General features: G+C 72.1%; 18 protein-coding genes. 7 read left to right on the top strand and 11 right to left on the bottom strand.

The features are described 5' to 3' along the window. Nucleotides 1–9 precede the first annotated feature (9 nt). The 3 genes from IE273_RS33375 to IE273_RS33365 all read right to left on the bottom strand — a co-directional run bounded on the left by IE273_RS33375 (nucleotide 10) and on the right by IE273_RS33365 (nucleotide 3,351). The gene (locus tag IE273_RS33375) at nucleotides 10–1,845 is read right to left on the bottom strand and encodes a thioredoxin-like domain-containing protein (protein ID WP_189818870.1); all 1,836 of its coding nucleotides are present in this window, start codon (nucleotides 1,843–1,845) and stop codon (nucleotides 10–12) included. A 91-nt stretch (nucleotides 1,846–1,936) separates the two neighbouring features. Next, the gene (locus tag IE273_RS33370) at nucleotides 1,937–2,794 is read right to left on the bottom strand and encodes a calcium-binding protein (protein ID WP_189818869.1); all 858 of its coding nucleotides are present in this window, start codon (nucleotides 2,792–2,794) and stop codon (nucleotides 1,937–1,939) included. Between the two features lie 170 nt (nucleotides 2,795–2,964). Further along, nucleotides 2,965–3,351, bottom strand: coding sequence for a cupin domain-containing protein (locus IE273_RS33365; RefSeq protein WP_229887788.1), 387 nt, complete (start codon nucleotides 3,349–3,351; stop codon nucleotides 2,965–2,967). A gap of 51 nt (nucleotides 3,352–3,402) precedes the next feature. Here IE273_RS33365 and IE273_RS33360 point away from each other — a divergent pair, with 51 nt between their 5' ends. Next, nucleotides 3,403–4,410 (top strand): helix-turn-helix domain-containing protein, encoded by a 1,008-nt coding sequence (locus IE273_RS33360; protein WP_189818867.1) that lies wholly within the window; start codon nucleotides 3,403–3,405, stop codon nucleotides 4,408–4,410. Nucleotides 4,411–4,561: 151 nt separating this feature from the next. Beyond that, nucleotides 4,562–5,053, top strand: a complete 492-nt coding sequence (locus IE273_RS33355; protein ID WP_189818921.1) for an LURP-one-related/scramblase family protein — start codon at nucleotides 4,562–4,564, stop codon at nucleotides 5,051–5,053. Between the two features lie 6 nt (nucleotides 5,054–5,059). Here IE273_RS33355 and IE273_RS33350 read toward each other — a convergent pair whose 3' ends face one another. Beyond that, nucleotides 5,060–5,860 carry a carbon-nitrogen family hydrolase gene (locus IE273_RS33350; protein WP_189818866.1) on the bottom strand — a complete coding sequence of 267 codons (801 nt, stop codon included), beginning with the start codon at nucleotides 5,858–5,860 and terminating at the stop codon, nucleotides 5,060–5,062. Nucleotides 5,861–6,077: 217 nt separating this feature from the next. On the opposite strand from IE273_RS33350, the gene IE273_RS33345 reads away from it, so the two are divergent. Beyond that, on the top strand, nucleotides 6,078–6,902 hold the full coding sequence (locus IE273_RS33345; protein WP_014673845.1) for a maleylpyruvate isomerase family mycothiol-dependent enzyme: 825 nt from the start codon (nucleotides 6,078–6,080) through the stop codon (nucleotides 6,900–6,902). 61 nt (nucleotides 6,903–6,963) lie between these two features. Here the strand turns inward: IE273_RS33345 and IE273_RS33340 are convergent, their stop codons facing one another. Together IE273_RS33340 and IE273_RS33335 are read right to left on the bottom strand one after the other, a co-directional pair. Next, entirely contained in the window at nucleotides 6,964–8,274 is a 1,311-nt protein-coding gene (locus IE273_RS33340) for an MFS transporter (protein WP_189818865.1), read from the bottom strand. After that, nucleotides 8,271–8,945 (bottom strand): GntR family transcriptional regulator, encoded by a 675-nt coding sequence (locus IE273_RS33335; protein WP_189818864.1) that lies wholly within the window; start codon nucleotides 8,943–8,945, stop codon nucleotides 8,271–8,273. Before IE273_RS33335 ends, IE273_RS33340 begins: the two co-directional genes overlap by 4 nt. 189 nt (nucleotides 8,946–9,134) lie before the next feature. On the opposite strand from IE273_RS33335, the gene IE273_RS33330 reads away from it, so the two are divergent. Next, nucleotides 9,135–10,037, top strand: coding sequence for a D-alanyl-D-alanine carboxypeptidase family protein (locus IE273_RS33330; protein WP_189818863.1), 903 nt, complete (start codon nucleotides 9,135–9,137; stop codon nucleotides 10,035–10,037). Between the two features lie 73 nt (nucleotides 10,038–10,110). Here IE273_RS33330 and IE273_RS33325 read toward each other — a convergent pair whose 3' ends face one another. From IE273_RS33325 to pdhA, 3 genes are read right to left on the bottom strand one after another with little or no spacing between them, the layout of a single operon-like run. Continuing rightward, nucleotides 10,111–11,511, bottom strand: coding sequence for a dihydrolipoamide acetyltransferase family protein (locus tag IE273_RS33325; RefSeq protein WP_189818862.1), 1,401 nt, complete (start codon nucleotides 11,509–11,511; stop codon nucleotides 10,111–10,113). A 10-nt stretch (nucleotides 11,512–11,521) separates the two neighbouring features. Then, nucleotides 11,522–12,499, bottom strand: coding sequence for an alpha-ketoacid dehydrogenase subunit beta (locus IE273_RS33320; RefSeq protein WP_014673838.1), 978 nt, complete (start codon nucleotides 12,497–12,499; stop codon nucleotides 11,522–11,524). Between the two features lies 1 nt (nucleotide 12,500). Further along, complete coding sequence (pdhA, locus tag IE273_RS33315) at nucleotides 12,501–13,730, bottom strand: pyruvate dehydrogenase (acetyl-transferring) E1 component subunit alpha (RefSeq protein ID WP_189818861.1); 1,230 nt, start codon at nucleotides 13,728–13,730, stop codon at nucleotides 12,501–12,503. A 540-nt stretch (nucleotides 13,731–14,270) separates the two neighbouring features. Here pdhA and IE273_RS33310 point away from each other — a divergent pair. Continuing rightward, the gene (locus IE273_RS33310) at nucleotides 14,271–15,287 is read left to right on the top strand and encodes a phosphotransferase (protein ID WP_189818860.1); all 1,017 of its coding nucleotides are present in this window, start codon (nucleotides 14,271–14,273) and stop codon (nucleotides 15,285–15,287) included. Between the two features lie 144 nt (nucleotides 15,288–15,431). Here IE273_RS33310 and IE273_RS33305 read toward each other — a convergent pair whose 3' ends face one another. Further along, nucleotides 15,432–17,072, bottom strand: a complete 1,641-nt coding sequence (locus IE273_RS33305; RefSeq protein ID WP_189818859.1) for a protein kinase domain-containing protein — start codon at nucleotides 17,070–17,072, stop codon at nucleotides 15,432–15,434. Nucleotides 17,073–17,415: 343 nt separating this feature from the next. Here IE273_RS33305 and IE273_RS33300 point away from each other — a divergent pair, with 343 nt between their 5' ends. Then, entirely contained in the window at nucleotides 17,416–19,056 is a 1,641-nt protein-coding gene (locus IE273_RS33300; protein ID WP_189818858.1) for a Stk1 family PASTA domain-containing Ser/Thr kinase, read from the top strand. A gap of 93 nt (nucleotides 19,057–19,149) precedes the next feature. Here the strand turns inward: IE273_RS33300 and IE273_RS33295 are convergent, their stop codons facing one another. Next, a complete protein-coding gene (locus IE273_RS33295) occupies nucleotides 19,150–19,695 on the bottom strand; it encodes a bacterial proteasome activator family protein (RefSeq protein WP_189818857.1) in 546 nt (181 codons plus the stop codon). Nucleotides 19,696–19,869: 174 nt separating this feature from the next. On the opposite strand from IE273_RS33295, the gene IE273_RS33290 reads away from it, so the two are divergent. Further along, on the top strand, nucleotides 19,870–20,721 hold the full coding sequence (locus tag IE273_RS33290) for a hypothetical protein (RefSeq protein WP_189818856.1): 852 nt from the start codon (nucleotides 19,870–19,872) through the stop codon (nucleotides 20,719–20,721). Nucleotides 20,722–20,775 lie beyond the last annotated feature (54 nt).

Genomic DNA, 20,775 nt, shown 5'->3' with positions numbered 1-20,775 from the left:
CCGCGCCGCTCAGCCCTGTCCGGGGGCGGCGTCGTCCATCCCGGCCAGCACCAGGGGCAACCGGTCCGCACCGCCCTCGGTGAGGCGGACCGGGACGCCCCAGTCCTGCTGATGGACGTGGCAGGCCGGGTACGCGTTGGCCGGATCGTCGTCGCAGGACGCCGCCATCGCGGAGACGTGCAGGACGCCCTCCGTGACGTCCGGGTTCAGTTCCAGGTCGCGGGACAGGTCGGTGTCCGCTCCCTCGCCCTTGAGCAGCAGCTCGGGCGGGGTGGCGGAGACCAGCAGCCGGGTCGAGGGGCCGTAGCGCATGTCGAGCTTCTGGCCGGCCGGGGCCTGGAAGATCACGTCCAGGCGCAGTGCGCCGGGGACGACCTCGGTCGCGGCGCGCTGGGTGCGGTGGGCGACCGACTCCACGCGCACCGCCTCCTCCGGCAGCCGCAGCCGGGTCAGCCGGTGCCGGGCCGACTCCACGACCACGATGTCCTCACCGACCAGGACGGCGTCGCTGGGCTCGCGCAGATCGGTGGCGAGCGTGGTGACCTCGCCGGTCGCCGGGTCGTAGCGGCGCAGGGCGTGGTTGTAGGTGTCGGCGACGGCGACCGAGCCGTCCGGCAGGGCGGTGACGCCCAGCGGGTGCTGGAGCAGGGCCTGGCCGGCGGCGCCGTCCCGGTGGCCGAAGTCGAACAGGCCGGTGCCGACGGCGGTGTGCACCTGCCCGTCGAGGCCGACCCAGCGCAGGGCGCTCGTCTCGGAGTCGGCGAGCCACAGCCGGTCGGCGGTGGCCGCGAGGCCGGAGGGCTGGGCGAACCAGGCCTCGGCCGCGGGCCCGTCCACCAGGCCCTCGTTGGTGGTGCCGGCCGCCACGGCGACCGTGCGCTCGGCCGGATCGTACGTCCACAGCTGGTGGACACCCGCCATCGCGATCCACACCTTGCCGCCGAAGACCGCCACGTCCCACGGCGAGGAGAGGTCCACCTCGCGGGCCGGGCCGGAGGTCGCCGAGCCCTGCCACCACTGCTTCCCGGTGCCCGCCAGGGTGGTCACCTCGCCCGTGACCGGGTCCAGGCGGCGCAGGGCGTGGTTGACGGTGTCGGCGACCACCACCGAGCCGTCGTCGAGGAGGGCGAGGCCCTGCGGCTCGTTGAAGGACGCCTCCCGCGGACCGCCGTCGGCGAATCCGCGCGTGCCGGAGCCGATGCGTCGTACGACGGTCTCGGCGTCCTCGGCCAGCTCCACCAGCTGGTGCCGGGTGGTGTCGCTGACCAGGAAGGTGCCGGACGGCAGCAGCAGGGCCTTGCCCGGGAAGCGCAGCGCCGTCGGCTCCGGCTCCGGTGCGACGTACGGCCCGTCGCCACGGCGCAGGGTGCCCTTGGCCTCGTGCTCGGCCTCCAGCTCGGTCACCAGCCGCTCGATGGCGTGCACATGCCCCTCGCCCGCGTGCTGCGCGACGACGTACCCCTCGGGGTCGATCACCACGAGCGTCGGCCAGGCGCGGACCGCGTACTGCTTCCAGGTGGCCAGCTCGGGGTCGTCCAGGACCGGGTGCGCCAGGCCGTAGCGCTCCACGGCGTCCACGACCGCCTGGTGCTCCGCCTCGTGCACGAACTTCGGCGAGTGCACCCCGATCACCACGAGCGTGTCCTGGTGCTTCTCCTCCAGCTCGCGCAGCTCGTCCAGGACGTGCAGGCAGTTGATGCAGCAGAAGGTCCAGAAGTCCAGGACGACTATGCGTCCGCGCAGGTCGGCGAGGGTGTACTGCTGGTCTCCCGTGTTCAGCCAGCCGCCCTTTCCGATCAGCTCGGGGGCGCGGACTCGGGCGCGTCGGGGTGCGGAGTCGGTCATGGCTCCAAGAGTGCCACCTGACGCCGACAGCCGTTTCGGCGCCTGTGGATAACCCGGGCGCGGGGCGGCCCGCCCGTGACCGGCGCGGCCGTCAGCCCTGGTGGACCACGTTCCGGCCGGGGCCGCCGGAGAGCGTGTCCCGGCCCGGGCCGCCGTAGAGCCTGTCGTTCCCGCTGTTGCCGTACAGCCTGTCGTTGCCGCTGTTGCCGTACAGGACGTCGTCGCCCTTGCCGCCGTACAGGGTGTCGTCGCCGGTGCCGCCGGTGATCGTGTCCTTGCCGTCGTCACCGGCCAGGTCCTGGGCGCCGGCGCCGCCGTGCAGCACGTCGTCGCCCTTGCCGCCCTGCACGATGTTGTCGCCGCCGCTCGCGTTGATCGTGTCGTTCCCGTCGCCGCCCCAGGCCAGGCCCTCCTTGCCGACCGTCAGCCGGTCGTTGCCCGCGTCGCCCGAGACGTAGGCGCCGTCGAGGCGGCCGGAGTCGGTCGCCTTGTCGTTGCCGGGGCCCAGGGAGATCTGGGCGTAGTAGTAGATCTGGTCGGTGGCGTTCTTGTACGTGAGGGTGTCGTCGCGGTCGCCGAGGTCCACGACCAGGGCGGCGTACGGGTCCTGGCTGTCGAGCATGGTGACCGTGCAGGAGACCTTCGTGTGGTCCGCGCCGTCCGGGTGGGCGCAGCCGTGGCCCGCCTTGATCGCGACGGCGTCGTCGATCACGTAGGTGATGCCGGTGCGGTCGGCGGTGAGCGACGCGGTGACGCTGGCCTTGTTGGTCTGGCCGGGGGCGGCCCTGTAGGTGAGCTGCCAGTCGTACGGGTTGACCTCGGCGGTGGCGGGCGAGGTGGCCGCCGACGCGGTGCCGGACAGGGCGAACGGCACGGCCAGCGCGGCGGCCGTGCCGACGGCCAGGGCGAGCGCGCGGACGGGCCGGCGGTGGTGGGCGCGAGCGGACATGGTGGACCTCCGGGAGGAACGGGCGGACTGTTCGGCCGGCTTCCGCCGGCGTCCGCACCGTTCGACTCGGGGCCGGCCCCGTTGGTTGGCCAACGCCCGTGGGGGAACCGGAAGTTCATCCACGGAACACCTGGTGTCCCGGTGGATTCCGGCGTCCCGTCAGGATCGGGTCACGACAGCGCGTGACCCGTGGTCGCGTCCACGTGGCCGGGGACCTCCTCGTGCCGGTCGCCGACGGTCAGCGTCCCGGTGGGCTCGAAGACCAGGATCTCGGTGGGCACGGGCGCGTACGGCTTGTGTTCGGTGCCGCGCGGGACGGTGAACACCGACCCCCTGGGCAGGACCACCGTGCGTTCGCCGGCCGGTTCGCGCAGGCCGATGTGCAGCTCACCGGAGAGGACCAGGAAGAACTCGTCGGTGTGTTCGTGCGCGTGCCAGAGGTGTGCGCCCTCCACCTTCGCCACGCGGACGTCGTAGTCGTTGACGGCGGTGACGATGCGGGGGCTCCACTGCTCGGAGAAGGAGGCGAGGGCCGCGTCCAGGGAGATCGGTTCCATGCGCTCATCGTGAGGGGTGACGGAGCGCCGCACGAGTGCTAGGAATCGCATATGCCGCAAGGATCCTCTCACCGTGTCGTCCTGGTGGTCGACGAGAACTCCAACCCCTTCGAGATGAGCTGTGCCATCGAGATCTTCGGGCTGCCACGGCCCGAGCTGGGGCGGGACCTGTACGACTTCCGGCTGTGCGCGGCCGAGCCGCACACCCGGATGCGGGACGGTTTCTTCACGCTGGGCGGAGTGGCCGGCCTGGAGGCCGCCGAGGAGGCCGACACGCTGATCGTGCCGAACCGCCCGGACACCGAGGTCCCGCGCGCGGAGCGCGTCCTGGACGCCGTACGCCGGGCACACGCGCGTGGCGCCCGCCTCGTCGGCTTCTGCTCGGGCGCGTTCACGATCGCGGAGGCCGGGCTGCTGGACGGGCGCCGCGCGGCCTGTCACTGGATGTGGGCGGAGTCCTTCCGGTCCCGCTTCCCCGCGGTGCGCCTGGAACCGGACGTGCTCTTCGTGGACGACGGCGACATCCTCACCGCCTCCGGCAGCGCCTCCGCGCTCGACCTCGGTCTGCACCTGGTCCGCCGGGACCACGGCGCGGAGATCGCCAACCACGTCTCCCGGCGGCTCGTCTTCGCCGCACACCGGGACGGCGGGCAGCGGCAGTTCGTGGAGCGGCCGGTGCCCGAGGTGCCCGACGAGTCCCTCGGCCCGCTGCTGGCGTGGGCGCAGGAACGGCTGGACGAGCCGTTGACGGTGGCCGGCCTGGCGTCCCGCGCGGCGGTCAGCCCCGCCACGCTGCACCGGCGCTTCCGCAGCCAGCTGGGTACGACCCCGCTGGCCTGGCTCACCGCGGAGCGGGTGGCGCTGGCGTGCCGGCTGATCGAGCGGGGTGAGGAGCGGCTGGACGTCGTGGCGGCGCGCAGCGGCCTGGGCACGGCGGCCAATCTGCGGGCGCGGCTGCGGCGGGAGACGGGGCTGAGCCCCTCGCAGTACCGCAGGCGGTTCGGGGCGGCGCCCGTGGAAGGTGCGGCCGGTCGGCAGGGCCGGGTCAGGACGGCGTGAGACGGGCCCGGGCCCGGGTCCGCGGTCGCCCGCGATCCGGCCCGCTCGCCCCAGGCGGTGCGGCGTCGGGGTCACGCACGACGCCTCGGGCCGGCCTGACGAACCGGCACGACCTGTGACGATCGACCGGCGCCGGGGAAGCATGACCCGTATGAGATTCCTCGTACGCGACCGGATCCTCGGCATCGGTGACGACTGGTGGATCGAGGACGAACACGGCCGGAAGGTGTTCCTCGTCGACGGCAAGGCGATGCGCCTGCGGGACACCTTCGAGCTGAAGGACACCGAGGGGCGGGTCCTGATCGACATCCACCAGAAGATGTTCGCCCTGCGCGACACCATGCTGATCGAACGCGAGGGCGAGCCCCTGGCCAGGATCCGGCGCAAGCGGCTGTCCCTGCTGCGCAACCACTACCGGGTCTCCCTGGTGGACGGGACCGAACTCGACGTCAGCGGAAAGATCCTGGACCGCGAGTTCGCCGTCGAGTACGACGGCGAACTCCTCGCGGTGATCTCCCGCCGCTGGCTGAGCGTCCGCGACACGTACGGCGTGGACGTCGTACGGGAGGACGCCGACCCGGCGCTGCTGATCGCGGTGGCGGTGTGCGTGATCCACCTCGCCGAGAAGGAAGAGGAGGACTGACGGGGACTAGCACGGGCGCCGGGGCGGTTCCAGACCCAGCACCCGGTCCTTGAGCGCCGGGAACTGTTCGCGGGTCGCGCCGACCTTCGCCGGGTCCAGGTCGACCGTGAGGACCTCTTCTCCGGGGCCGGCCTCGGCGAGCACCTCGCCCCACGGATCCACCACGATCGAGTGACCCGCCTGCGGAACTCCGGCGTGGGTCCCGGCCGTTCCACAGGCGAGCACGAACGCCTGGTTCTCCACCGCCCGCGCCTGAGCCAGCAGCGTCCAGTGCGCGCGTCGCCGCTCGGGCCAGCCCGCCGGGATCACCAGCGTCTCGGCGCCGGCGTCGACCAGACCGCGGAAGAGTTCGGGGAAACGGAGGTCGTAGCAGGTGGCCAGGCCGAGCGTGGTCCCGGGCAGCCGGACCGTCACCAGGTCCCGGCCGGCGCCCATCAGCACCGCCTCGCCCTTGTCGAATCCGAAGCGGTGGATCTTGCGGTAGGCCGCGGCCGGCTCACCGGAGGGGGAGAAGAGGAGGGACGTGTTGTAGAGGGTGCCGTCAGGGTCCCTCTCGGGAACGGAGCCGGCGTGCAGCCACACGCCCGCGTCGCTCGCCGCCTTGGCCATCGCCTCGTACGTCGGCCCTTCGAGCGGCTCGGCCGCCCGGCCGAACTCCTCGAAGGCGAAGGCACCGGTGGTCCACAGTTCGGGCAGTACGACGAGGTCGGCTCCGCTCTGCTCCCGCACCAGCGCGGCCACGCGCCGGCGCCGGGAGTCGACCGGTTCGCCCTCGTCCACGGCGATCTGGATCAGCGAGGCGCGCACACTACCACCGTCCTGGCATTCGAGTCGTCCACACGGGCCTACGATCGTCACACGAAAGCACTGCCGGGGTGCCTTTCAGCAGCGTAACTTGGGGGTGCCCCCAGTTCGAGCACAGTCGAGAACCTGGGGGACTCCAAGACACCCGCCGAAGTGCAGCCGCCCGCTGGCCATGCCGCCACAACCTGCCCGTGTACCGACCGCCGAGGGGTCCCGTTCCGTGAGTCTGCATCCCACCCTCCAGCCCTACGCCGACGCCTGGACCCACTCCATCGAAGCGATATCCGAGATGGTGCAGTCGCTCGTCGAAGGCGAGTGGAACCGGCGGACACCCTGCCCCGGCTGGTCGGTGCGGGACGTCGTGTCCCATGTCATCGGCCTGGACTGCGAGATGCTCGGCGACCCGCGCCCCATCCACTCCCTGCCCCGCGACCTCTTCCACGTCACCACCGAGCACCAGCGCTACATGGAGATGCAGGTCGACGTCCGCCGCCACCACACGGCGCCGGAGATGACGGCCGAGCTGGAGTACACGGTCATCCGCCGCAACCGCCAGCTGCGCAACGAGGCCCGGGACCCCGGCACCAAGGTGCGCGGGCCGCTGGGCACGGAGATCACCCTGGAACAGGCCTACCGCGCCCGCGCGTTCGACGTGTGGGTGCACGAGCAGGACCTGCGCGCGGCCCTCGGCCGCCCCGGCAACCTGGACTCGCCGGGCGCCTACGTCACCCGGGACGTCCTGCTGGAGGCGCTGCCCAAGGTCGTGGCGCACGACGCGAACGCCCCGCGCAGCTCGGCGATCGTGTTCGACGTGCACGGCCCGGTCGAGTTCCTGCGCACGGTCCGCGTGGACATCCAGGGCCGCGGCACCCTGGAGACCGTCCCCGCCCTCGGCCCGGCGGCCACCCTCACCCTCGACTGGGAGACCTACGTCCGTCTGGCCTGCGGCCGGGTGAGCCCCGAGGCGGTGGCGGACCGGGTGAAGACGGAGGGCGACCAGGAGCTGGCGGCGGCCATCCTGCGCCACTTCGCGGTGACGCCGTGACGGCACCCGGCCGGCCTCCCGGCCGACCGGAGAAGCACGGGCGGGCGGGATGCCCCGCGGCTCACGCCGCGGGCACGTGCACCGTCTCCACGCGGCTGGCGACCAGCCGCTCGCGCTCCCGCCGGGCCGCCCGCCCCCGCAGCCGCAGGATCTGACCGATCCCGAGCGCCTGGAGCACGAACACGGCGCTGAACGCCACGGTGTAGTCGTCCCCGGTCGCGTCCAGCAGCACGCCGATCGCGAAGAGCGTCGTCATGGAGGCGATGAAGCCACCCATGTTGGTGATGCCGGACGCCGTGCCCTGTCGCTCGGGCGGGTTGGCCGGCCGGGCGAAGTCGAAGCCGAGCATCGACGCCGGACCGCACGCCCCGAGCACCGCGCACAGCACCAGCAGCAGCCACATCGGCGCGTGCTCCCCGGGGTAGGCCAGGGTCGCCGCCCACAGCAGCGCGGTGGCGGCCACCGTGCCCAGCGCCAGCGGCAGCCGCGCCGCGTGGTGCCGGGCGACGATCTGGCCGAAGACCAGCCCGATCACCATGTTGGACAGCACGACGAGAGTGAGCAGCTCGCCGGCCGTGGCGCGGCTGAGGCCCTGCGCCTCGACCAGGAACGGCAGGCCCCACAGCAGCAGGAACACCATCGCCGGGAACTGGGTGGTGAAGTGCACCCACAGGCCCAGCCGGGTGCCGGGCTCCCGCCAGGACGCGGCGATCTGCCGGCGGACGTAGGCCGCGCCCCGGTGCGGGGACGGCTCCGGCTCCTGCCCCTCCGGGTGGTCCTTCAGGAACAGCAGGGTGAGCACGAGGACGACCGCGCCCGCCAGCGCGCTGCCCGCGAACGCCGGGGTCCAGCCGATGCCGTGCAGCAGCCGGGACAGGACCAGGGTGGAGACCAGGTTGCCCGCCATCCCGACCAGGCCCGCGAGCTGCGCGACCAGCGGGCCGCGCCGGGCCGGGAACCAGCGGGTGCCGAGCCGCAGCACGCTGATGAAGGTCATCGCGTCGCCGCAGCCCAGCAGCGCCCGGGAGGCGAGCGCGGTGCCGTACGAGGGGGAGAAGGCGAAGCCCAGCTGTCCGGCGGTGAAGAGCACCGCACCGATGCTCAGCACCTTCTTGGTGCCGAGATGGTCCACGAGCAGGCCGACGGGTATCTGCATGCCCGCGTAGACCAGCAGTTGGAGGATGGAGAACGTGGAGAGCGCGGAGGCGCCCACGTGGAAGCGGTCGGCCGCGTCGAGGCCGGCCACCCCCAGCGACGTACGGAAGATGACGGCGACGAAGTAGACGGCCACGCCTATGGACCACACGGCGACGGCCCGGCGCCCGCCCGGCGGATCGCCCGGAAGGGTGGCGCCGCGCCCGGGAAGGCTCATCGGACCTCACCCCGTGCGAGGTGCGAGAACCAGCCCACATGCCGGTGCACGATCCCGACGGCCGCCTCGGCGTCACCGGCGCGCAGCGCGTCCAGGATCTCCTCGTGCTCGGCGAGCGTCTTGGCGATCCGGTCGGGGTGGGAGTGCATGACGGCGACGCCCATCCGCAGCTGCCGGTCGCGCAGCTGGTCGTAGAGCCGGGAGAGGATCTCGTTGCCCCCGCTGCGCACGATCTCGGCGTGGAAGCAGCGGTCGGTGACCGCGGCGGCGGCCAGGTCGCCGGCGGCGGCCTGCGCCTTCTGCTGCTCCAGCAGCTCGGCCAGCCGCTCCAGCAGGCCCGCCGGTGCGGGTACCGCCTTGCGGGCCGCGTGCTCCTCGACCAGCAGCCGGGTCTCCACCACATCGGCGATCTCCTGCGCGGAGACCGGCAGGACCAGGGCGCCCTTCTTCGGGTAGAGCCGGATGAGGCCCTCGACCTCCAGCCGCAGCAGCGCCTCCCGGACGGGCGTGCGCGAGACCCCGACGGCCTCGGCCAGCTCCCCCTCGGTGAGCAGGGTGCCGCCCTCGTAGCGGCGGTCGAGCACACCCTGCTTGACGTGGGTGTACACGCGGTCGGCGGCGGGTGGCGGCTTGAGGGACTGCGGGGCGGACTGCTCGACGGCCGTGTTCATGCCCACAGCATAGATACAACACGTACGCAAGGGCGGGACCGTCCACCATGCGGACGTGACGCACGTCTCTCTCGGCAACCGCACAACCTTCTGTGCTACTTACGTGTCACACCTATGCGGCCCCCTCCCGCTTGCCACCTCAACTCGGCCGCATTCCAGGGGCATTCAAGACATTCGAGGTACATCACTTTGATTACCGGCATCAAGGGCATCCGCCTCCGCAGAGCAACTGCCGTCGCCGTCACGTCCGGCGCGCTGCTCGCGACCGGTGCCCTCACCGCAGCGCCCGCACAGGCCGTCACCGCGCCGACGATCGTGGCCAAGGGCGGGTTCGTGATGAACAACGCCAACGCCAAGACGCTGTACGGGAAGGCGGCGGACACCAGGCGCTCCACCGGCTCCACCACCAAGATCATGACCGCCAAGGTCGTGCTCGCGCAGTCGAACCTGAACCTCGACGCCAAGGTCACGATCCAGAAGGCGTACAGCGACTACGTCGTCAAGAACAACGCCTCCCAGGCCCACCTGATCGTCGGCGACAAGGTGACGGTCCGCCAGCTGCTGTACGGCCTGATGCTGCCGTCCGGCTGCGACGCCGCCTACGCGCTCGCCGACAAGTTCGGCTCCGGCTCCACGCGGGCCGCGCGGGTGAAGTCCTTCATCGGCAAGATGAACACCGCCGCCAGGAACCTGGGTCTGAAGAACACCCACTTCGACTCGTTCGACGGCATCGGCAACGGCTCCAACTACTCGACGCCGCGCGACCTGACGAAGATCGCCAGCAGCGCGATGAAGAGCTCCACGTTCCGCACGATCGTCAAGACGAAGTCGTACACCGCGAAGACGATCACCAAGACGGGCAGCACCCGCACGATGAACCCGTGGAAGAACACCAACGGGCTCCTCAGCAGCTACAGCGGCACCATCGGCGTGAAGACCGGTTCCGGCCCCGAGGCCAAGTACTGCCTGGTCTTCGCCGCGACCCGGAACGGCAAGACGGTCATCGGCACCGTCCTCGCCTCCTCCTCCATCGCCCAGCGCGAGGCGGACGCGAAGAAGCTCCTCAATTACGGCTTCGCCAAGCTCGGCTGACGCACCGACGACAAGGGCCCGCCGCACCCCGTGCGGCGGGCCCTTCGCCGTGCGCCGGCGAGTCGTCGGGCGGTCAGGCCCAGGTGATCAGCCGCTTCGGCTGCTCCAGGATCGCCGCGACATCCGCGAGCACCTTCGAGCCCAGCTCGCCGTCCACCAGCCGGTGGTCGAAGCTCAGGGCCAGCGTGATGACCTGACGCGGCTTCACCTTGCCCTTGTGGACCCACGGCTGGAGCTTGATCGCACCGACCGCGAGGATCGCCGACTCGCCCGGGTTGAGGATCGGGGTGCCCGTGTCGACGCCGAAGACGCCGACGTTGGTGATGGTCACCGTGCCGCCCTGCATCGCCGCGGGGGAGGTCTTGCCCTCGCGCGCCGTGGACACCAGCTCGCCCAGCGCCTGAGCCAGTTCGGGGAGCGTCTTGTCCTGCGCGTCCTTGATGTTCGGGACGATCAGACCGCGCGGGGTGGCCGCCGCGATGCCCAGGTTGACGTAGTGCTTGCGCACGATCTCCTGGTTCGCCTCGTCCCAGGACGCGTTGATGTCCGGGTTGCGCTTGATGGCGACCAGCAGGGCCTTGGCGATCAGCAGCAGCGGGTTCACCCGCAGGCCCTGCATCTCCTTGTCCTGCTTCAGCTCCTCGACCAGCTTCATCGTGCGGGTCACGTCCACCGTCACGAACTCGGTGACGTGCGGCGCGGTGAACGCCGAGCCGACCATCGCCTGCGCGGTGGCCTTGCGGACCCCCTTGACCGGGATGCGGGTCTCCCGCGCGGTGTCGTACGACGCCACGGGCGCCGGGGCCGCGGGAGCGGCGGGCGCCGCCGTGACCGGGGCGGCCGGCTCGGCCGTCCGGGGCGTGGCCGCCGCGTGGACGTCCTCACGCGTGATGACGCCGTCCGGGCCGGACGGGGTGATCGCGGCCAGGTCGACGCCCAGGTCCTTGGCCAGCTTGCGCACCGGGGGCTTGGCCAGCGGGCGGGACTTCCCGGCGACCGCGCCGCCGTGGCCGTTCAGCTCCGCCTGGACCGCCTGCGCCGGCGCCGGGACGGTGACCTCGGGGCCCTTGCGCGGGCGGCGCCTGGTGGAGGAGGCCGCCACGCCGTACCCGACGAGGACCGGCTGACGGCCCTCCGGCTTCGGCTCGTCCTTCGCCGGGGCGGGTGCCGCCGCGGGCTGCTCGGCGGGGGCCTCCGGCGCGGCACCGCCGGCCCCGGCCACCGCCACCGCGATGATGGGCGTGCCCACGTCCACCGTGGTGCCCTCGGGGAAGCGCAGTTCGCGGACCACGCCGTCGTAGGGAATGGGCAGTTCGACGGCCGCCTTCGCCGTCTCCACCTCGCAGACCACCTGGCCGTCCGTCACCGTGTCGCCCGGCTGGACGTACCACTTGAGGATCTCGGCCTCGGTGAGTCCCTCGCCCACGTCGGGCATCTTGAACTCGCGTACGGACGCGTCCGTCATCGTCGTCACGACCCTCTCCTCAGTACGCCAGCGAGCGGTCGACGGCGTCGAGCACACGGTCCAGGTCCGGCAGGTACTCCTCTTCCAGGCGCGCCGGCGGATACGGGGCGTGGTAGCCGCCGACCCGCAGGACCGGTGCCTCCAGGTGGTAGAAGCAGCGCTCGGTGATCCGGGCGGCGATCTCCGCGCCGGAGCCGAAGAACACCGGTGCCTCGTGCACCACGACCAGGCGGCGGGTCTTCTCCACCGAGGCCTGGACGGAGTCGAAGTCGAGGGGGCTGACCGAGCGAAGGTCCAGGACCTCCAGGGACTTGCCCTCCTCGGCCGCCGCGTCCGCCGCCTCCTGGCACAGCTTCACCATGGGGCCGTAGGCCGCCAGCGTCAGGTCGGTGCCCTCGCGGACCACGCGCGCCTTGTGCAGCGGGGCGGGGATCGCCTCGAAGTCGACCTCGGCCTTGTCCCAGTAGCGCCGCTTGGGCTCGAAGTAGATCACCGGGTCGTCGCTCTGGATGGCCTGCTGCATCATCCAGTACGCGTCCGACGCGTTGGACGGGGAGACCACCTTCAGGCCGGCCACGTGCGCGAACAGCGCTTCCGGCGACTCCGAGTGGTGCTCGACCGCGCCGATGCCGCCGCCGTAGGGGATGCGGACGACGACCGGCAGCTTGACCTTGCCCAGCGAGCGGGCGTGCATCTTGGCCAGCTGGGTGACGATCTGGTCGTAGGCCGGGAAGACGAAGCCGTCGAACTGGATCTCCACCACCGGGCGGTAGCCGCGCAGGGCCAGGCCGATCGCGGTGCCGACGATGCCGGACTCGGCGAGCGGGGTGTCGATGACCCGGCTCTCGCCGAAGTCCTTCTGCAACCCGTCCGTCACCCGGAAGACGCCGCCGAGCTTGCCGACGTCCTCACCCATGATCAGCACCTTGGGGTCGGTGTCCAGGGCACGGCGCAGCGACTCGTTGATGGCCTTGGCCATCGCCATCTTCTCGGCCATCTCAGTGACCCCCTTCATCGGCGAACGACGCCTGGTAGGCGGCGAACTGGGCGCGCTCCTCGTCGACGAGCGCGTGCCCGTCCGCGTACGCGTTCTCGAAGATGGCGAAGTGGTCCGGGTCGGGCATGGCGCGGACCGCTTCGCGCACTCGTTTGCCCAACGCCTCGGACTCGGTCTCAAGTTCCGCGAAGAATCCCTCGTCCGCGTGGTTTGAGGCCTCCAGGTACCGGCGGAGCCGCAGGATCGGGTCCTTCGCCTCCCAGGCCAGCCGCTCCTCGTCGCCCCGGTAGCGAGTGGGGTCGTCGGAGGTGGTGTGGGCGCCCATGCGGTAGGTGTACGCCTCCACCAGGGTGGGGCCCTCGCCGTTGCGGGCGCGCTCCAGCGCCCACTTGGTGACCGCGAGACAGGCCAGGACGTCGTTGCCGTCGACGCGGACGCCGGGGAAGCCGTAGCCCTGCGCGCGCTGGTAGAGCGGGACGCGGGTCTGGCGCTCGGTCGGCTCGGAGATCGCCCACTGGTTGTTCTGGCAGAAGAACACCACGGGGGCGTTGTAGACCGCGGAGAAGGTGAACGATTCGGCGACGTCGCCCTGGCTGGAGGCGCCGTCGCCGAAGTAGGCGATGACCGCCGAGTCCGCGCCGTCCTTGGCGACGCCCATCGCGTAGCCGGTGGCGTGCAGCGTCTGGGAGCCGATGACGATCGTGTACAGGTGGAAGTTGTTGCTGTTCGGGTCCCAGCCGCCGTTGTTCACTCCGCGGAACATGCCGAGCAGGTTGGCCGGGTCGACGCCGCGGCACCAGGCGACGCCGTGCTCCCGGTAGGTCGGGAAGACGTAGTCGTCCTCGCGGGTGGCCCGGCCGGAGCCGATCTGGGCGGCCTCCTGGCCCAGCAGGGACGCCCACAGGCCCAGTTCGCCCTGGCGCTGGAGGGCGGTGGCCTCGGCGTCGAAGCGGCGGGTGAGCACCATGTCGCGGTACAGGCCGCGCAGCTCTTCGGGGGTGATGCCGGCGACGTAGGCGTCGTACTCGGCGTTCTTGACCCGCTTGCCCTCCGGCGTCAGGAGCTGTACGAGCTCCGGATCGGTGCTCTTCCTGGCGGTGCTGCGGGTGGTGCGCTTGGTGCCGGTGGCTCCGGTCGCGGCGCCGGCGGTGCCGGTCTTGCCGCCGGTGGTGCCGGCCTTGCCTGCGGCGGTGCGTCGCGGCTTGCGCGCGGCACTGCTCTCCACGGTCACGTGTGCTCCTCCGTCGTTCCGGCCCCCGGGGTTGCCGGTAGGCCAGTGCGGCTCACCTGTTTCGACCACCGGGCACGGGGTGGGTGCCACTCGGCCGGGAACAGGCGTGACAGGTGCCCCGGCGAGCGCCCTGCAACCATCACGTTACCCAGTGCCCCACATTTCTGTGAAACCCCGTTTGACCTGCGATTTTGCTTGGATTTCCAAGTAAATCGAGGCGATGTGGAAGCGCGCTGGTCACAGCCTTGCGGCAGTCCGGAGCAACCGCACGTTATCCCGCGCACCCAGGTCACGGGAAGAGTTTCATGTGAGACCGGCCTCGCACACGAAGAGGGAAAAGTCGCGGTATTTCTCCTGCATACGGATGAGGCCCTGGGGCGCGTACGGACGAAGACCTCGCTGCGGCCCGCGCGGGAGACGGAAACGCCCACCTCGTGACCGAAAGCGACCGCTGGCGACTGCCTGTGACAAGCCCCAGCTCACAGGGGCCGCGCGTGCCCTAGCATCTGGCGCGTGCCGCGCTCATGTGTACCACCCCCCGTGCCCCACGCACTCCCCTTGGGCGCCCTGCTCCGCCTGTACGCCGCGGGTACCGCCCTTGCCTGTGACCCGGTCGACCAGGGCCTGCTCAACCGCGGCTACCGGCTGTGCACCACGAGCGGCCGTTACTTCCTCAAGCACCACTTCGACCCGGACACCGCCGACCCGGCCGCCATCGAACGCCGGCACCTGGCCACCCAGCGCCTCGCCGACCTCGGCGTCCCGGTCGCCGTACCGCTCGCGCACCGCGAGGGCCGCACGGTCGCCGTCGTCGGCGGCCACGCCTACGCCCTGCACCCCTGGATCGACGGCAGGCACCGGCACGGCGGCCAGCTCACCCGAGGGGAGAGCGCGCGTCTGGGGGCGCTCCTGGGCGCCGTGCACGCCTGTCTGGAGCGCGTGATGCCCCCCAAGGGGCGCACGCGCCCGGCGACGAGCCCCCACCCGGTGGAGAGCGCGGACCCGGCCGACACCTTCGCCCTCATCGACGACCTGCTCGCCCATGTGCGCCGGCACCGCCCCGCCGACGCCTTCGACGAACTCGCCCGGCACCGGCTGCTGGAACGCCGCGCGCTCCTGGAACAGCACGCGGACCGGCGCCCGCCGCGCGGCGGTTCGGTGGGCTGGGTGCACGGCGACTTCCACCCGTTCAACCTGCTCTACAAGGACGACGCCCCGGCCGCCATCGTGGACTGGGACCGGCTCGGTGTGCAGCCGCGCGCGGAGGAGGCCGTACGCGCCGCCGCGATCTTCTTCGTGGCGCCCGGCGGGACCCTGGACCTGCCGAAAGTGCGTGCCTACGCGCGCGCGTACCGGCGCGCGGCCGGCGCCACGCCCTCGGAACTGTCCGCGGCCGTGCACCGGGTGTGGTGGGAGCGGCTGAACGACTTCTGGATGCTGCGCTGGCACTACGAGCGCGGCGACACGCGCGCGGACACCCAGTTCCCGGCCGCGTCGGCCCTCGCGGTGTGGTGGACCCGCGGGTACGACGCGGTGTGCGACGCGTTCGTGCAATAGGCGCCGCCGACAGGCGGACATCAGGTCCCGGACGAGCGAGAAGCCCCGCGCGGGTGATGAGACGTGACCGGGCAGGGCGCATGCGTGCGGCGGACCGGCGGCGTCACCTCAGGGGGACGCCGTCCCGGCCGCCGTGGGTGTCCTTCAACCGGTGGTGACGCCGGTGCTGCCGTCCGTCGTGGTGCCACCCGCGTCCGTGCCACCGGTGTCCGTGCCGCCCGTGTCCGTGCCACCGGTGTCCGTGCCACCTGCGTCCGTGCCGCCGGCGTCCGTCCCCGCGTCCGTGCCGCCGTTCGTCGGGTCCGTGGGCTGCGACTGCGAGGTCTGTGGCTGCGACGGCTCGGTGCTCGGGGTGGAACTCGCCGTCCTCGACGGGGTGTACGACGGCGTCGTCGCCGGCGGCCAGCCGGAGCCGGTGCCCGTGTCGGAGCCGCTGTTCGTCTCGGGGTCCGAGGGCTGCTGGTCGGTCTTGTCGTCGGTCGGGGTCGGGGTCGGCGACTCGTGCTTCGTGCTCGTGGAGTGGGTCTTCGTCGGCTCGATGTCGGTGCCGTTGCCGCCGCTGCCGCCCGCGCCCTTCAGCGCCAGCGCCACGCCCGCCGCGATGGCGATGACCGCGAACACGGCGAGGAGCCACAGCTTGCCGCGTCCGCCGCCCTTGTTGCCGTGCCCCTCGAAGCCGCCGTCGTCGCCGCTGCCGTAGCCCGCGGGCAGGATCGGCTGCGGGATCTGCGTGGTGCCCGAGGCGTCCGCCGGGTGCGGCATGACGGTCGTCCCGGCGAAGCCGCCCGCCGGGGTCTGCCGCCCGTCGTGCGCCTCCACCGGGCCGGTGTTCCAGGTGCCTGTGTGCCCGCCCTGGTCGTAGAGCATCTGGAGGCCGTACTGGACGAGCCCGCGCATCTCCTCGGCCGTCTGGAACCGGTCGTCGGGGTCCTTGGCGAGCGAGCGCATGACCAGGCCGTCGAGCTCCGGCGGGCAGGTCCCCTCGGAGACCTGCGACGGCGGCACCGGCATGTCCTGGACGTGCTGGTAGACCACCGACAGCGGGGTCTCGCCGGTGAAGGGGGGCCGCAGCGCGAGGAGTTCGTACAGCAGGCAGCCGGTGGCGTACAGGTCGGAGCGGTGGTCGACGGCCTTGCCGAGCGCCTGCTCCGGGGAGAGGTACTGCGGGGTGCCCATGACCATGCCGGTCTGCGTCATCGTCGTCGACGCGCCGTGCAGGGCGCGGGCGATGCCGAAGTCCATCACCTTGACGGCACCGCTGTGGGTGATGATGACGTTCGCCGGCTTGATGTCACGGTGCACGATGCCGTGCTGATGCGAGTAGGCGAGCGCCTCCAGCACGCCGGAGACGATGATCAGGGCCTGCTCGGGGCCCGGCGCCTCGGCGTTCAGCAGCAGGTCGCGGATGGTGCGGCCCTCGACCAGCTCCATGACGATGTACGGCACGGACTGGCCGCCCACCGTGTCCTCGCCGGAGTCGTACACGGCGACGATCGCGTGGTGGTTGAGGCCGGCGACCGACTGTGCCTCGCGGGTGAAGCGGGCCTTGGAGACCGGGTCCTCGGCCAGGTCCGCGCGGAGCAGCTTGACCGCGACCGTCCGGCCCAGACGGACGTCCTCGGCCGCGAACACCTCGGCCATGCCGCCCCGGCCCAGCCGGTGCGTGAGCCGGTACCGGCCGTCGCCGACGAGCCCGCCGTTGCCCCACATCTCCGGCGCGTCTGACATGCCGCCGCCAGTCGCCTCGGGGTCGGACGGGCCCTGAGAGCGCTGCGTCTGTGCCATCAGTCCTCGCCGTCGTTTCTGCCCGCGGTGCGCGCGGTGTTGTCACGGTCTCCGTCCGCCACGCTACAGCCTCCGCGGGGGCCACCGGTTCGGAACGGCAACCGGGACCGACCCGAGACGGACCGGTCATGAAACCTCTAGCACGCGTTGTCGTGCAAATTCTGTGCGCCGGTCGTCCGTCCCCTGTAACGCTTGCGCGACGCTTCTTGCGCGTACGGTCACGGAACGGGCACCGAGCTTGACGTGCCGGGGCCCTCGGGCAGACTTGGCCGGGAATGACACATTCGATCAAGGCCTGTCCGCCGGCTGACGGCGCCGCACGGCCGGTGGGGGACGCGGAGAGATGAGCCAGGACGGCGCACACGGCCGGTACGCGGGGCAGGCGCTGGCCGGGGGCCGCTACCAGCTGCGCGACTTGCTGGGCGAGGGCGGCATGGCCTCCGTGCACCTCGCGTACGACGCCGTGCTGGACCGCCAGGTCGCCATCAAGACGCTCCACACCGAACTCGGCCGGGAACAGGCCTTCCGCGAGCGCTTCCGCCGCGAGGCCCAGGCCGTGGCCAAGCTCACGCACACCAACATCGTCTCCGTCTTCGACACGGGCGAGGACGAGTTGAACGGCATGGCGACGCCGTACATCGTCATGGAGTACGTCGAGGGCCGGCCGCTGGGCTCCGTCCTGGAGGAGGACATCCGCCAGTACGGCGCGATGCCCGCGGACAAGGCCCTGAAGGTCACCGCCGACGTGCTCGCGGCCCTGGAGATAAGCCACGAGAAGGGGCTGGTCCACCGCGACATCAAACCGGGCAACGTGATGGTGACCAGGCGGGGCGTGGTCAAGGTCATGGACTTCGGCATCGCCCGCGCCATGCAGTCCGGCGTCACCTCGATGACCCAGACCGGCATGGTCGTCGGCACCCCGCAGTACCTCTCGCCCGAGCAGGCCCTCGGCCGCGGCGTGGACGCCCGCTCCGACCTGTACTCGGTCGGCATCATGCTGTTCCAGCTGGTCACCGGGCGGCTGCCGTTCGACGCGGACTCGCCGCTGGCCATCGCGTACGCGCATGTGCAGGAGGAGCCGGTGGCGCCCTCCTCGGTCAACCGCGCGCTGCCGCCCGCCGTGGACGCGCTGGTCGCCCGCGCGCTGAGGAAGAACCCGAACGAGCGCTTCCCGACCGCCGAGTCCATGCGCGACGAGTGCCTGCGGATCGCTGCCTCCCTCCAGGCGGCCCCGCCGAGCATCGTGCCGGGCGCCGGACCGGCGCAGAGCGGCTCGGGCGTCGGCTCCGCGGTGTTCCCGCCGGTGGACCGGACGGCCCCGGCTGCGCCGCACGGGCAGGTGCAGACGCCGTACCCGCCGGCTCCGGCACCGGTTCCGAACCCGTACGGCCACCCGAATCCCGCCCCGGGTTACGGCTACCCGCAGCAGGGCGGCTACCAGACGACGCCCGTGGGCTACGGCCCGCGGGGCGCCGCCCCGACCCCGCCGCCGTACACGATGGCGCCGCAGCAGACGGGCCGGCCCGATGGCGGCCGGAACAGGCGACCGGTGGTCGTCGGATCGGTCGCGGTGGCGGCCGTCGTGGCCGTCGGCCTGATCGTCGCGCTCACGCTGAGGAACACCGGCGAGGGCACCAGGGGCGGCAGCGGCGGATCGAGCGCCTCCGCGTCCGCGTCGCACCAGACGGGCTACCGCGGTCCGGACACCACCCGGCGGATCGACAAGACCAAGTGCACCGACCCGCAGGAGTCCTACAGCGATCCGGACAAGATCGAGCTGCCCGACTTCCGGTACAAGGACATCGGCTCCGTGAAGCAGTGCCTCCAGGCCGCGGGCTGGAAGTGGGACATCAAGCATGAGAACGACAACACCTGGGGTGACGGGACGGTCCTCAACCAGTTCCCCGAACAGGGCACCGACGTCGACCAGGACGACGTGGGCACCATCGAGCTGAGGGTGTCGACGGGCAATCCGCCGCAGTGAGCCGCCCCCCGGCGGTCCGGGGCACGAGTCGGGCCCGGCGGTCGTCCGCCGGGCCCTTGGTGTGTCTGGCCGAGTCAGGGGTTCTTACGGTTCTTACAGGTACGGCCCGCCCGAGCGACCGCCGGTGTGCTGGTCGTCGCCGCCCTCGTGGCCGGTCACGCCCGGCGGGAGCGCGCGGCGCATCTGCTCCAACTGGGCCCGGGCGGCCATCTGCTGGGCGAACAGCGTGGTCTGGATCCCGTGGAAGAGACCCTCCAGCCAGCCCACCAACTGTGCCTGCGCGATCCGCAGTTCCGCGTCGCTCGGGGTGACGTCGTCGGTGAACGGCAGGGAGAGCCGTTCCAGTTCCTCGACCAGCTCGGGGGCCAGGCCGTCCTCCAGCTCCTTCACCGAGCTGGCGTGGATCTCCTTGAGTCGCACCCGGCTGGCCTCGTCGAGGGGAGCGGCCCGCACCTCCTCCAAGAGCTGCTTGATCATGCTGCCGATCCGCATGACCTTGGCCGGCTGTTCCACCTGCTCCGTCACCGGGGTCTCACGGGAGTCCTCGTGCCCGTCGCCACCGCCGAGCGCCATCCCGTCCTGACCCACGACAAGGATCTGGGGGTTCCCCGGCGACCGTTCGTTCCTCGGCATCTCCATGCCGCCATTCTCTCGCACGCCACCACCTCATCACCGTGGTGCCCCCTCGTGGGGCTGATCCACCGTTTAGACCCGACGGCCCAATCCGGAATGCCTTCGTCGCCATGGAATGTGAGGCTTGTTCCCGTCGGTTTTCCATCGGTCACGGCACCTGGGCCCCGGGAGGTCACCGACGTGACTGCACGCCCACGACTCACGCTGCGCTGTCTCCGGCTGCTGGTCGTCCTCACGGCGACGGCGCTGCCGGCGCCCGGCACCGCCGTCGCGTACGGCGGCACGCCCGTCCTCGCCGCGGAGCCGGACACCGCCCGCCCGCCCGCCACCGGACACCGGGAGCAGGCCGGCACACGGCAGGGAACCAGGCAGGGCACGGCCCCGGGGCACGCGCGTCCTCGGACGGCCGTGCCGGAGCACGCGCCCGTCGAGCACACGGCTCCGGAGCACACCGCCCCGGACCGCGGACGCCCGGACCAGGGTCCCCCCAAGGAGGCGTCCCCGGAGGAAGCGTCCTCGGAGGAGACGTCCCCGCAGGAGACGTCCGACGAGACGTCCCCGGACGAGACCTCCTCGGAGGACGCGTCCGACGAGACGTCCTCGGAGGAGACGTCCGCCGCCGTCCCGATGCCGTCCGACTCCGCCTCGGCGTCGGTCCGCCCCTACCGCCCTCTCGCCTCCGTAGAGCCGTCCCGGGCGGGCAGCCGGGCCGGTGAGGGACGGATACGGCCGGGGCGGCCGGACGGGCCCGAGATCGAGGACGAGGGCGACGACGACCCCCCTCCCGCCACCCCTGCCGCCCAGCCGGAGGAGCCGGAGACCGCGGAGGTGCCGGGCATCTCCCCCTCGCCCCTGGAGACCGGCCCGGACCCCACCGGTTCCCCGCAGGGGCCCGCCGCCGAGCAGGCGGCCCCACCGGGAGAGGCCCCCACGGAGCCGGTGCTCCGCATCCTCCCGCTCGGCAGCGGCCTGGTCCTCATCGGTCTGGGCCTGGGGCTGGCCCTCCTCGGCCTGAGACTCCGCAAGAGCTGACCGCCCGGGACGGCCCGCGCCCTGCCTGGACGGCCCGGAACGGCCGGGGCCTCG

The sequence above is a fragment of the Streptomyces olivaceoviridis genome (assembly GCF_014650115.1).
In the GTDB taxonomy this organism is placed as follows: Bacteria; Actinomycetota; Actinomycetes; order Streptomycetales; family Streptomycetaceae; genus Streptomyces; species Streptomyces olivaceoviridis.
This window is presented reverse-complemented; position numbering and strand designations above follow the sequence as displayed.

What these genes read in the sequence shown, in the direction of transcription:
- IE273_RS33320 (WP_014673838.1), bottom strand. Translation starts at nt 12,499, where the DNA reads ATGGCCGAGAAGATGGCGATGGCCAAGGCCATCAACGAGTCGCTGCGC.
- IE273_RS33340 (WP_189818865.1), bottom strand. Translation starts at nt 8,274, where the DNA reads ATGAGCCTTCCCGGGCGCGGCGCCACCCTTCCGGGCGATCCGCCGGGC.
- IE273_RS33300 (WP_189818858.1), top strand. Translation starts at nt 17,416, where the DNA reads ATGAGCCAGGACGGCGCACACGGCCGGTACGCGGGGCAGGCGCTGGCC.
- IE273_RS33335 (WP_189818864.1), bottom strand. Translation starts at nt 8,945, where the DNA reads ATGAACACGGCCGTCGAGCAGTCCGCCCCGCAGTCCCTCAAGCCGCCA.
- IE273_RS33360 (WP_189818867.1), top strand. Translation starts at nt 3,403, where the DNA reads ATGCCGCAAGGATCCTCTCACCGTGTCGTCCTGGTGGTCGACGAGAAC.
- IE273_RS33305 (WP_189818859.1), bottom strand. Translation starts at nt 17,072, where the DNA reads ATGGCACAGACGCAGCGCTCTCAGGGCCCGTCCGACCCCGAGGCGACT.
- IE273_RS33365 (WP_229887788.1), bottom strand. Translation starts at nt 3,351, where the DNA reads ATGGAACCGATCTCCCTGGACGCGGCCCTCGCCTCCTTCTCCGAGCAG.
- IE273_RS33355 (WP_189818921.1), top strand. Translation starts at nt 4,562, where the DNA reads ATGAGATTCCTCGTACGCGACCGGATCCTCGGCATCGGTGACGACTGG.
- IE273_RS33295 (WP_189818857.1), bottom strand. Translation starts at nt 19,695, where the DNA reads ATGGAGATGCCGAGGAACGAACGGTCGCCGGGGAACCCCCAGATCCTT.
- IE273_RS33375 (WP_189818870.1), bottom strand. Translation starts at nt 1,845, where the DNA reads ATGACCGACTCCGCACCCCGACGCGCCCGAGTCCGCGCCCCCGAGCTG.
- IE273_RS33370 (WP_189818869.1), bottom strand. Translation starts at nt 2,794, where the DNA reads ATGTCCGCTCGCGCCCACCACCGCCGGCCCGTCCGCGCGCTCGCCCTG.